This is a genomic window from Psychrobacter sp. PL19 (genome assembly GCF_017875835.1).
Classification (GTDB): domain Bacteria; phylum Pseudomonadota; class Gammaproteobacteria; order Pseudomonadales; family Moraxellaceae; genus Psychrobacter.
Genome location: NZ_JAGING010000001.1, coordinates 838,095 through 850,042 on the forward strand (window position 1 = coordinate 838,095; position 11,948 = coordinate 850,042).

General features: G+C 44.2%; 8 protein-coding genes. 4 read left to right on the forward strand and 4 right to left on the reverse strand.

What is annotated here, in order from left to right:
* Window positions 1-152: 152 nt before the first annotated feature.
* Window positions 153-479 carry a thioredoxin gene (gene trxA / locus H4W00_RS03420; RefSeq protein WP_209956245.1) on the reverse strand — a complete coding sequence of 109 codons (327 nt, stop codon included), beginning with the start codon at window positions 477-479 and terminating at the stop codon, window positions 153-155.
* A 344-nt stretch (window positions 480-823) separates the two neighbouring features.
* Between trxA and H4W00_RS03425 the strand changes: the two genes are divergently transcribed.
* On the forward strand, window positions 824-1,537 hold the full coding sequence (locus H4W00_RS03425; protein WP_209956246.1) for an RluA family pseudouridine synthase: 714 nt from the start codon (window positions 824-826) through the stop codon (window positions 1,535-1,537).
* A gap of 406 nt (window positions 1,538-1,943) precedes the next feature.
* A complete protein-coding gene (locus tag H4W00_RS03430) occupies window positions 1,944-3,434 on the forward strand; it encodes a flavin-containing monooxygenase (protein WP_209958860.1) in 1,491 nt (496 codons plus the stop codon).
* On the opposite strand, the gene H4W00_RS03435 is transcribed toward H4W00_RS03430, so the two are convergent.
* A complete protein-coding gene (locus H4W00_RS03435) occupies window positions 3,431-4,372 on the reverse strand; it encodes a D-2-hydroxyacid dehydrogenase (protein WP_209956247.1) in 942 nt (313 codons plus the stop codon). The genes H4W00_RS03430 and H4W00_RS03435 overlap by 4 nt on opposite strands.
* A gap of 393 nt (window positions 4,373-4,765) precedes the next feature.
* On the opposite strand from H4W00_RS03435, the gene rapA reads away from it, so the two are divergent.
* Window positions 4,766-7,684 carry an RNA polymerase-associated protein RapA gene (gene rapA / locus H4W00_RS03440; RefSeq protein WP_209956248.1) on the forward strand — a complete coding sequence of 973 codons (2,919 nt, stop codon included), beginning with the start codon at window positions 4,766-4,768 and terminating at the stop codon, window positions 7,682-7,684.
* 596 nt (window positions 7,685-8,280) lie between these two features.
* On the forward strand, window positions 8,281-9,183 hold the full coding sequence (locus tag H4W00_RS03445; RefSeq protein WP_209956249.1) for an acyl-CoA thioesterase: 903 nt from the start codon (window positions 8,281-8,283) through the stop codon (window positions 9,181-9,183).
* A gap of 123 nt (window positions 9,184-9,306) precedes the next feature.
* Here the strand turns inward: H4W00_RS03445 and mutY are convergent, their stop codons facing one another.
* Together mutY and ylqF are read right to left on the reverse strand one after the other, a co-directional pair.
* On the reverse strand, window positions 9,307-10,575 hold the full coding sequence (mutY, locus tag H4W00_RS03450) for an A/G-specific adenine glycosylase (protein WP_209956250.1): 1,269 nt from the start codon (window positions 10,573-10,575) through the stop codon (window positions 9,307-9,309).
* Window positions 10,576-10,907: 332 nt separating this feature from the next.
* The gene (ylqF, locus tag H4W00_RS03455; RefSeq protein WP_209956251.1) at window positions 10,908-11,864 is read right to left on the reverse strand and encodes a ribosome biogenesis GTPase YlqF; all 957 of its coding nucleotides are present in this window, start codon (window positions 11,862-11,864) and stop codon (window positions 10,908-10,910) included.
* Between the last annotated feature and the right edge of the window lie 84 nt (window positions 11,865-11,948).

The following is an 11,948-nucleotide window of genomic DNA, read 5'->3' on the forward strand; positions in this document are numbered from 1 at the left end:
GATGACATTGTCAATAATTTTCGTTAAAAAAGTCGCAAAACCTAACTTTTTGGTTAAAAATACAGCAAAGAAGCCACTATCTTAAATAGATAATGGCTTCTTTAATCATGCTAAAAAGCATTCAGTCAATTCAATACTTTAGATCTATAATATTACAAATGTTTATCAAGTACTTTTGCCAATTCAGCTTTTGGCTGTAAGCCCATCACTGAATCAACTTTTTCGCCATCTTTGAAGACAAACAATGTTGGGATATTACGAATACCAAAACGACTGGCAGCTTGTGGGTTATTATCGACATCGACTTTAACAATTTTGACCTTGCCTTGATAGTCAACGGCTAAATCTTCTAAGATAGGGGCTATCGATTTACAGGGTCCACACCATGTGGCCCAAAAATCTACTAGCACCGGCACATCAGAATGTAGCACATCTTGGTCAAAGTTAGCATCGGTGGTATTAATAATAAGATCTGACATATTTTTTCTCTCTTGTTCTACCATGTCTATCGCCATCGAATGGCACGCATGTTAGTTAATAATATTTAAACAACTATTACTCTGACAGCGAGTAATGAATGGCTAAAGAATAGTTAAGAACGGGTTAAAATGTGCCATTATATTAACATGTTTGCCAAGTCTTAACAGTGGTAAGCAGGTTAAATTATTCAACAATTACTATTAGCACAATAAATCGAAACATAACGAAACAGGTGGTGTTTGGTCTGTTACCTACTGTAGTTGCTGTCATCTTAACGCGAAACTAGATTTAGTATTTGCTATCACCCTTACATTTCAACCCACTAAAATAAGTAGCTATTTTTATGCCCTTTACTGATGAAGAGACAACGGCCCTCAACCTACAAGAAAGTATCTATCCACTTGAGTTTTTTCAGACATTTGCGAAACAGGTTACCGTTTATGAGGATGATGATATTTGGGTAGTCGACAAGCCTGCAGGGCTACTTAGTGTCAAGGGCAAAACTTTAAATGTGAGTTTACTGTCACGACTTGAACGTGCAAACCCAGCGGTAAAACTGATTCATCGTCTAGATATGGATACCTCAGGGCTGTTGATCTTCGCTAAAAACGCGGCAGCACAGACCAATATCAGTAAGCAGTTCATCGAGCGCTTACCACAAAAGAAATACCAAGCAAGAGTGTTTGGAGAGTGGGAAAGTGTTGGTGCGACTGGCAAAATATCAGCACCAGTACGTTACGAGCCAGCCACTAAGCCGCGCCATATCGTCGATCCTGACTGGCAAAAGCACGCCCTGACACTATATGAGATACTCGCACATGAACAGTGCAATGGGCAAATGGTCACACGGGTAGCGCTTAAGCCCGTGACAGGTCGTAGTCATCAGCTGCGAGTACATATGGTGCACTGTGGTCATGTGATTATCGGAGACCCGATCTATGCAGAAGATACGGCACTAAATATTGCCCCACGGCTTAATCTACACGCCCAGCAGCTGCGGCTTAAACATCCAACGCTTGGTGCCTGGATGGATTGGGAAAGCCCAGTACCTTTCTAGAGCAGTTAAGTCTAGAGCAGTTAAGTCTAGAGCAGTTAAGTTAGAAAGGCGAGGATAAAAATAAACAATAGTGAGGCAGAATAGGCTGACGATACAGTCGTTCTTTTGGCAGAATGTACCACCAAAACCGTTTATAGTTGTATGAGTTAAGGACAATTGAGCAATAAACAAGGACAAGATTATGGTCGATAACACCCTATCTCAGCCGCGCAGTGATAGCTATAAGCGTGCACATAAAAGTAAAGATGCCATTAATATAGATCCTAATAAAATTTCTAACAAAACTGCCAATAAGAAAGCGGCGAGCAAAGGGCTTAAAGGTTTATTGACACGCTCAAAATCACAATCCAAGACTACGGCAGATTATGAGGTACTTATCATTGGTGCCGGTATTGCCGGTATTGGTATGGCTTGCCATTTACAACAGCAATCAGGCAGAGGGCTGTTTAGACGTAGCAGCCCCAAAAAGCGTAAATCTATAAAACAAAATACAATCCAGCGATTTTTAGTATTAGAGAAACGCGCTGATTTAGGAGGCACGTGGGATTTATTTAATTATCCTGGTGTCCGCTCTGACTCTGATGCCTTGACGTTTGGCTACGGCTTCCGACCGTGGTTAAGTCATAAAATGCTAGCAAAAGGTGTCGACATTAAAAGCTATATTGCCGATACTGCCCGCGAATTTAAGGTCACAGAACACATTCGCTATCAGCATGAGATGCAGCAACTGTCGTGGTCAAGTGCCACTCAGCAATGGACGGCGATGATCAAAAATCATAATAATGGCGAGGTGTTGACCTTAACGGCAAACTTCGTTGTCGGCGCGACCGGTTACTATGATTATGACACAGGCTACAAACCACATTTTGAAGGCGAAGAACAGTTCAAAGGCAATATCGTGCATCCGCAGCACTGGAAAAATGTGGCTTATGATGATAAAAAAGTTGTCGTCATTGGTAGTGGCGCGACAGCCATGACTTTATTACCCGCACTGGTCGATGAAAGTAGCGAGCAATGCGCCCGCCACGTTACCATGTTGCAACGCTCACCGACTTACGTCGCAAGTGTGCCAGGCGATGATTATGCGCTTGATTGGTTGTCCGGTAAGTTTTCGCCGTTATCAAAGCGTCAAGCTTATAGCTTGCTACGCACGCGCAATGTGATGTTCCAACAAGGCGTCTATCAGTTAGCGACTCATGCGCCAAAAGTAATGAAGGCATTTTTAAATCATGGCGTGAAAAAGAACCTCAAGGGTAGCGGTGTTGATGTCGGGCACTTTGCGCCCAGTTATAACCCGTGGGATGAACGCCTATGTGCGGTGCCGGATAGTGACTTATTTTTGGCATTGCAAGGTAAGCGGGCAGAAGTCGTCACTGACAAAATCAGTCATTTTACCGAAACGGGCATTGCACTGGTATCTGGCAAGCATATTGAGGCGGATATTATTGTTACGGCCACTGGCCTCAAATTACAGATGCTAGGCGGTGCTGCCTTGTATATTGATGGACAGCAGGTAGATGTAGGCGCCCGAATGACTTATAAGGCGGTACTGCTTGAGGGCGTGCCTAATATTGCGCTAATGTTTGGCTATACCAACGCTTCTTGGACGCTGAAAATTGATTTGGCCTGTCAATATGTAGTACGTCTACTCGATTATATGGATAAGCACAATTATAAAACAGTCTGTTCGCAGGCTCAAACTGAACAAGAACAGGTACAGGTAAGGCCAGACACAGTACTAGGCGCATTATCAGCAGGTTATGTTAGCCGTGCAAAAGACGAGTTACCCAAACAAGGCGATCGCTATCCATGGTATGTAACCCATAACTATGTAAGCGATCGCATTATGCTGAAATACCGTAAAATCAAAGATGATTGGTTACATTTCTCTCGTTAATTGACTTTAATGAAGTCTGTCACTTGTTTACTTAAGATTTGCCATAAAGTGTCTTGTGCGCTTCTACTGCCCCACGCATTATGCGGGCTAAATATTACACGCGGATGATCTCCTAGGCTTAACAGGGGGTCATCGTTAGCGATGGGCTCTTGCTCAAACACATCGCTGCCATAACCTAGAATCTGCTCACTAATAATAGCATCAGCAAGTGCTTTGCTATCCACAATGCCACCGCGCGCCACATTAATAAGCAGGGGTTTTTTGGCCATTTTGGCCAGCGACTCTTTATTAATAAGGTGCTTGGTATGTTCGTTTAACGGACAATGCAGGCTAATCACATCAGCACGAGCCAACACCTCATCAAAGGCCGTATAATCGTTATTACGCGGCGCGCGCCCTTGATGTTCTGCCCACAATACGGTCATGCCAAATGCTTGTGCAATTTCAGTGACTCGTTTACCAATAGTACCCACCCCAATAATACCTAAAGTCTTATCTTCTAAATCTACCAGTGGGATATCAAGCAAGCAAAAGTTGCCATTAGCCTGCCAAGTGCCATCGACGACTTTGTTATGATAATACAGACCGGCGCGCATGGCGTTGAGCATCAGCATAAAGGTATGCTCAGGCACACTTTTGACGGCATAACCAGCAACGTTATATAAGGTTACATTATGAGCCGCACAAGCGTCTTGGTCGACATTGTTCATACCGGTAGCAGTCAGTTGAATGAGCTTGAGCTTGGGTAGCTTTGCAATCACTTCAGCACTAATCTGAACCTTGTTGGTAATGACAATCTCAGCATTTTGGCAACGTTCAATGATAAGGTTAGAATCCTTGGGCGTGTCGTCATAAAGAATATAGTCGCTAACCCCAGTCGGTGCTGACAAGTCTACGCCATCAGAAAAAGTCCCTTTATCTAAAAATACCGCTTGCATATATCTTCCTTATTTATAAGTTATTTTGAATATTCAATCTAGTCGTTATCAGCTTAATGTAGCACGTTGCCTGAGTTAGTCAAAAGCTGTTACGCAAAAAGCACTTATTAAGCGGGCTAAGACTTTGCAATCGAATCTGTAACAAGATACTCAAATTAAGGGAGAACTTGCGTTAGCGTAAAGACAGTCGGCATAATATTTCTGCCGCTAACGTACCGACCAGTAATTAGGCACTTGAAAAGTCAACTTAACGCACGCATCTAGCCGCTAACGCTATATAATGGTTCAGCTTGCTTGTTAGTCCCGTTATCTGCTGAATAAGATAATCTGCTGACATTGCTGCCCTATTTGCTATCTACTTTCTTATCATCTGAGTACAAAAGACATCGCCCTATGACTATCTCTACCGCTTCATTGCACAGTTCTGAATTCGCCGTTGGTCAACGCTATTTATCTGATACTGAGTCCGAGCTGGGCTTAGGTGTAGTTGTCGATCTAGACGACCGTTGTGTGCATATTTTATTCCCGCAAAGCGAAGAGACCCGCGTCTACGCAAAAAGCTCTGCGCCGTTATCTCGCGTAGTGTTTAAGGTTGGCGATAGCATTAGTGACCAACAAGGTCATAGCTATACGGTCACCGCAGTCGATGAGGTCATGGGGGTGCTCAAGTACAGTGTCGAAGATAATGAAAAAGGTGTTGTTCCTAAAGGAGCTACTAGTAAAGGGATAATGGAAACCCGCCTTGCGGCCAATATCACTTTGGCAAAACCACTTGAGCGCTTATTAGCAGGACGTATTGAGCGTGGGGATTGGTATGAGCTACGCCAAGATATTTTGCGTATGCAAGCAGCGATTGCAGGTCATCCACTAAAGGGTCTAATGGGCGCTCGCGTCGACATTATCGAGCATCAGCTTTATATCGCTCATGAAGTCGGTAAACGTATTGCGCCGCGTGTATTACTTGCCGATGAGGTTGGACTGGGTAAGACCATTGAAGCAGGACTGATTATCCATCAACAGCTGCTGTCAGGTAGGGCTGAACGAGTGCTTATTTTAGTTCCTGATAGCTTGCAATACCAGTGGATGATCGAGCTGCGCCGTCGTTTTAATCTAAACTTTGCGCTATTTGACCTAGTACGTACCGCGGCCATTAAAGAACACGACCCTGAGCAAAATGTTTTTGCAACCGAGCAATGTATTATTGCTGGTATGGATCTATTGCTCGATCATCCTGATTTATATGATCAAGCGATGGAAGCAGGTTTTGATCTGCTAGTGGTCGACGAGGCGCATCATCTACATTGGGATGAGGCGCAAGGCGGTAACGATAAATATGATCTGATTGCTGACTTTGCTGATGAGACCCCAGGCGTTATGCTATTGACAGCGACTCCTGAACAGTTGGGTGTGCAAAGTCATTTTGCACGTTTGCGTCTGCTCGATTCGGACCGTTTTGATGATCTAGACGAGTTTATTGAGGGTCAAGAAGCTTTTGCAGAGACCGCAACGGTCGCCAGTATTTTGATAGAAGATAAGCCGCTGAATCCCACACAAATCTCTGCTTTGACCAGTCTATTAAATGTGAGCCAAGAAGAATTGGCCGCTATTAATGAGGATGATAAGCTGCGGACTTATGCACTTAACGAGCTGTTAGATCGTCATGGTACAGGGCGCATCCTATTCCGTAATACCCGCGAGAGTGTCAAAGGGTTTCATGGTCGCAGTAGTCAGGCGCATCCTCTACCGCTACCGGATGTATGGATAGACAGCTACCAGACCACAGGTAAACTGCGTGAACAGTTATGGGGCGAAGAAAATCAACCTGATGGCGGCTGGCTAGAAGATGATCCACGTGTACCGTGGCTGATTGATATTTTAAAAGGCGAGCTCAAACATCAAAAAGTGTTGCTGATTGCACGTAGTGGTGCAACAGTTGAAAGTTTGGAAGCGGTATTGCGCCTACATGCGGGAATCAAGACCGCTATCTTTACTGAACAGATGACCTTGCTTGAGCGTGACCAAGCGGCGGCGTTCTTTGCTGATAGCGAAGGCGCGCAGATATTGTTGTGCTCTGAGATTGGTTCAGAGGGTCGCAACTTCCAGTTTGCCAGCCAGCTTATATTATGGGATTTGCCCGCCAATCCTGATACCTTAGAGCAGCGTATTGGTCGCCTTGACCGCATTGGGCAAACACAAGAGATCACCTTGCACGTGCCTTATGTTGAAGGGACGGCGCAAGAGCGGCTTTATGATTGGTATCACAATGCGTTGAATATATTCAATCAGATTTCACCGACTGCGCAAAGTGTACAAGAGCAATATATTCAAATGCTTAAGCCCATGCTTGAAGGTGCGGATACTGCCGAAAACCGTATTATCTTGCAAGAAGTTATTGCGGATGCGTTGGACACCCGTTTGGGACTTGAGGCTCAATTACAAGCTGGTCGTGACCGTCTATTAGAATATAACTCTTGCCGTCCGGGTGTTGCTGGTCGGATCGCTGAAGCCATGCATGACTTTGATAGTCATACTTTATTGCCGCAGTTTATTGAGCGTTTCTTTGCGTCAGCTAATATTGATCATAATATCCAGCGCGATGGTTCATGGGCAATTGCGCCGATAGACAGCACTGAGATTAGTGACTATATCGACGGTCTGCCGCTCGGTAATGAAGACGGTATGACCTTGACCTTTGATCGTGAGCAGGCGCTGCAGCGTGAAGATATCGAATTCATCACTCATGAACATCCATTGATGCGCGCTATTTATGAGCTTGCTAGTACCAGTACCTTTGGTAATACCACGGTGGCGATGCTCAAAAGTTCTGCCATGCCGCAGGGGATGATTATGCTAGAAGTCAACTTTCGAGTTGAAGCCATCGCGCCAAAATTACTGAACCTGCCGGCGACTTTATCATCGCAAAATATTCGTATTTTTATTAGTGAGCAAGGTAGTGATTTATCAGCACGTATCAGTGCCGAGATGATTATGCCGCATCTTGACCGCTTGGATAAAAACCGGGCGCGGCAAGTGATTAAAGTGCGCGGCGATATTATTGAGCAACGCTATTATGAAGCTGAAGCCATTGCTCGTAAGCAGTTGACTGACATTGGTGAGCAAGCAAGCACTCGCTTTAGCCAGCAGTGGTCACGTGAAATAAAACGCCTTAAACATTTGCAAACTATCAACCCTAACGTGCGCTCTGAAGAGATTGAGCGTTTGGAGCAGTTACAAGCCCAAGGCGAGCAAGCCTTGGCAAACCTGTCATTGGTACCTGATTCTATTCGTGTACTAGTAGCAGTGAAGCCATAGACCTGCAGGCTTCTAACTTACAGTACTGTATCGGTTACTGGATTGATACTTTAAGCAGTGAGTTTTAAGCAGCGGTCTTTAAGTAAGAGATCTTTTTGATAACAACGAGGTACTCACTATAGTCAATGCAAAGTAATATCGATACATAACCTACTGCTGGCATACGTTTTTCTTGCTTGCTGTGCTTACGCAGACAGAGGCTGCAAAAAGCTTATACCAGCAGTACCGTCGCGTTTTTAAGGTATTTTAACTATAGATAGTATCTCGTTTTTTGACTATTAGCTTTTTGATGTTTCACTGATTTTTAGACAGCCTAACCTGAACAGTCAGCTTAATACTAGAATGCTTGCAACCAATAACTGGTCAAAAACATAAATACTGGTTAAAATGTTTGTTTTTTCCTCTTATGATAGTCATTTTGCTTACCCGTCTTCAGTGCTAGTAATAACGCTATTACCCCTGTATTGTTCATCTTGAATATTACTGCCAGTGATTTCATATCGTTCTAAATTCAAATCCCAAGCTACCCTAAACTATGTCTTATTGACATTGTCAGGTCGCGAGAGTTATTGATAAAGATAAGGAAACGTATCGTCATGTCTGATCATTCGCAACTGATTGATGAGCTACTCGCCACAGTGGCGCTTATTGAAGTTAGCCCTGATGTCTTTGAAGGCAAAAGCCATGACTATGTCGGCGCGCGTATCTTTGGCGGACAAGTGCTAGCCCAAGCGATAATAGCGGCTGCCCATACTCTCACCGAAGACAAGCCTTGTCACTCGCTGCACGGGTATTTTTTACGGGGTGGGGATATTACTCAGCCGGTCATCTATCAAGTTCGCCGATTACGTGACGGGCGTAGCCTATCTGCGCGTGAAGTGACTGCTATTCAATATAAGCAAATACGCGGTAAGCCACCAGTCGAGCAAGTGATCTTTTCGATGATTGCTTCCTTCTCACCGATGGAGGAAGGCTTGGAATATCAAGAGAATATGCCTGTCTACCCACCGCCAGAAGACCTGCTGGCTGAGCAAGATCTAAAGGAAGATTACGTCGGCAAAGTACCAGATGCTCTAAAATCGCGTTTTATGCGCCGCCGTCATGTGGAAATCAAACCCGTTAAACCGCGCGACCCCATTCATCCGGAGCCGATGAAACCTAAGCAAGCTAACTGGTTACGTATTCGCGAACTGGGCACACAGCCTATTGCCATTCAGCAAGCGCTATTGGCATTTTCTTCTGACTTTTATTTGGTGGGTACGGGGCTTATGTCACACGGTGTCAGCTTTATGACCAGTGGCCTACAAGCAGCTAGCATTGATCATTCGATGCATTTCCATCGCACTTTTGATCTCAATAATTGGCTATTATATGACATGTGGAGTGATACGACTTCCAATGCTAAAGGGTTAAATCATGGCCAGTTTTGGCAAAATGGCAAGCTGGTTGCGACCGTACAGCAAGAAGGGCTGATGCGTTTGCGGGTGCCGAAGTCTTAGTTTGCTATGGAATTTTGCTCACTTGTTTTACTGTTTGTTTTACTAGTATTTAAAGCTAAAGCGCCATCATAATTAATTATGATGGCGCTTTTTTATTTTGGTTTATATCTTTATGCTAAGGTCTTATTGTAGTATCTTCACCATCGCGCGTGGCAATCCTAGGGTCGCTTGAGCTTCATTACTGTTTAGCCAATTTACATTAATTTCAGCTGCTTGCAATGCTGTAGTCAATTCTTGAGACTGCTCTGTGTTTAAGGTTAATTGTTGCGGGGTCAAATACCAATGAAAATGCGTCAGCGAATGCTTGATTGGTGCAGGCGCATTGTCAAATAAAGTCGCACTCACTGACTCTGCTACTAGCTGATTCTTATTTAACCATTCATTAATAATTTGCTCAGCAGTAGTGAATTCTGTCTCGTACGCTTTTTCATTACTACGAACATCAAGCTGTGGTTCAGTCATTATTTTATTATCTGGTTTATTTGCAACTGCTTTACCATCGATTTTCTCTATAAACTCTAATGGTAAACTCCACAAGCCACCCCAAATACCGTTATCAGGACGTTGAAGCCACAATATTTCATCAGCTGAATTTTGAATTAATAATGCATTACTAAATTTGCTAGGTTTAGGTTTTTTCTTAGCTTTGACTGGATATTCTTCTTCACGGCCTTGCTCATGCGCCAGACAGTCCTCTTGTAGCGGACACAAAAGACAAGCAGGTTTGCTCCGTGTACATAGGGTTGCGCCCATGTCCATCATGGCCTGCGCAAATAGTCCTGAATGTTGCTCAGGGGTTAAGCGCTCCGCCAATGCCCACAACTCTTTGGTAGTCGCAGACTTGGTAATATCACCATCATTTGCAGCCCAGCGCGTCAGCACTCGTTTCACGTTACCATCACAGATCACCCCATAATGATGTAAGCCCATGGCCATAATTGCCCCAGCCGTTGAGGGGCCGACACCTGAGATGGCTTCCCAACCTGCTAGCGTTTGCGGAAAGTCACCGGTCTCATCAATGATTGCTACCAGCTGCTTGGCGCCTTTATGCAAATTACGCGCACGCGCATAATAGCCCAATCCTGCCCAATGTTCGGCTATTTCATCCCACTCCGCCGCTGCTAAATCCTGCACAGTCGGAAACGAGTTCATAAAGCGTGCAAAATAGGGCAGTACCGTCGCTACTTGCGTTTGTTGCAGCATGACTTCTGATAACCAAACGATATAAGGATTGGGCGTGTCGGTCTGGTGCTGTTGCCAGGGTAAATCATGGCGACCATTGGTTTCGAACCAATCCAGCAAGCGCGGGGCAAAGGAATTAAGCGAAGTAGAAGTGTGACTGATGGTTTTATCTGACAGTGGGGAATTTGGATTGGCGGTAAGCTGAGTCATAGGCGGTCATATCATTATTAATTATCAAAAAGTTGCTGGCAAGTAGGCGAGCGAAGTGGTGAGTAACTTCAATTACTCACTACTATAGTTAAAATACCTTAAAAACGCTACAGTACTGCTGCTATAAGATTTTTGCAGCCTCTGTCTGCGTAGGCACAGCAAGCAAGAAAAACTTATGCTAGCAGTAGGTTATGTATCGATATTACTTTTCATTGACTATATATAAGGGTTAAGTAAGGGTTGAGAGGTTAAAAACAAAGAAGCTAGTGATGTTAAGAATAAGATTACTTTACACTTTTAGATAGCGCTGAACATTTCAAGCAATATCAAACCTACTTACGATTTTTACGCGTACGCAAGCGCCGTTGACGCTTTTCCTCTTCTTTGGCTATTTTTTTCGCCTCAAGAGCGAGACGTTGTTCTGCTACTACGCCTTCCTCAACCTCACGCATCTCAGGGGTTTCCATGCTGATACGACCTAGGGTGCCACTGCGTAATTCGTTGATCAGAATCTCAGACATCCGATAAGTATCGATTTTATTACCTGCACGCACGCAACCACGATTGCGGCCAGCGACTTCAAAAAACTCCCAATCAGTTTCTGGCAGGTCTCCAATTTTATAGCGGGTTTTTAATAGCTCAGGATAGGCATGTATTAGAAATTCTGCGGTATAGCTGGCAACATCGGCGAAGTCAAACGCAGTATCACGGATACCGCCGGTAGCGGCTAAACGATAGCCTGAGTTGGCGTTTTCAACTTTTGGCCACAGCATGCCAGGGGTGTCATACAGCATGATGCCGCCCTCTAACTTGATAAGCTGCTGCGACTTAGTCACGGCCGGCTCGTTACCTGTCTTTGCCACCGTTCGGCCTGCTAAAGTATTAATTAAAGTTGATTTACCAACGTTAGGAATACCCAAAATCATGGCTTTAATCTGTCGTCCCGACTCTGCTTTATTAGGCATTAATTTTTTGCACAGTTCGACAATACGGTGTACATCAGCTGTTTTATTATCATCAAAAGCCAGGGCCTTGACACCATCTTCTTGTTCAAAATAATCCATCCATGCTTGGGTCATCTCAGGGTCGGCTAAATCGGCTTTATTTAAAATTTTAATGACTGGTTTATCACCGCGCAGGGTGGCCACCATTGGGTTCTCGCTACTATAAGGAATGCGCGCATCCAGCACCTCAATAATCACATCCATTTGCGGCATGATTTCTTTTACTTCATTGCGGGCTTTATTCATATGCCCAGGGAACCACTGAATATTCGCTCTAGTATCCATTTGCTTTCATAACCTTTTAATTCAATCCCTTATTAAAGGGGGTAATTCATGGAGTGCCAAAAGTAATAAGATGTTTTTTACTTC

Coding starts and splice junctions, on each gene's coding strand:
- mutY (WP_209956250.1), bottom strand. CDS start 10,575: ATGACTCAGCTTACCGCCAATCCAAATTCCCCACTGTCAGATAAAACC.
- rapA (WP_209956248.1), top strand. CDS start 4,766: ATGACTATCTCTACCGCTTCATTGCACAGTTCTGAATTCGCCGTTGGT.
- ylqF (WP_209956251.1), bottom strand. CDS start 11,864: ATGGATACTAGAGCGAATATTCAGTGGTTCCCTGGGCATATGAATAAA.
- H4W00_RS03425 (WP_209956246.1), top strand. CDS start 824: ATGCCCTTTACTGATGAAGAGACAACGGCCCTCAACCTACAAGAAAGT.
- trxA (WP_209956245.1), bottom strand. CDS start 479: ATGTCAGATCTTATTATTAATACCACCGATGCTAACTTTGACCAAGAT.
- H4W00_RS03435 (WP_209956247.1), bottom strand. CDS start 4,372: ATGCAAGCGGTATTTTTAGATAAAGGGACTTTTTCTGATGGCGTAGAC.
- H4W00_RS03445 (WP_209956249.1), top strand. CDS start 8,281: ATGTCTGATCATTCGCAACTGATTGATGAGCTACTCGCCACAGTGGCG.
- H4W00_RS03430 (WP_209958860.1), top strand. CDS start 1,944: ATGGCTTGCCATTTACAACAGCAATCAGGCAGAGGGCTGTTTAGACGT.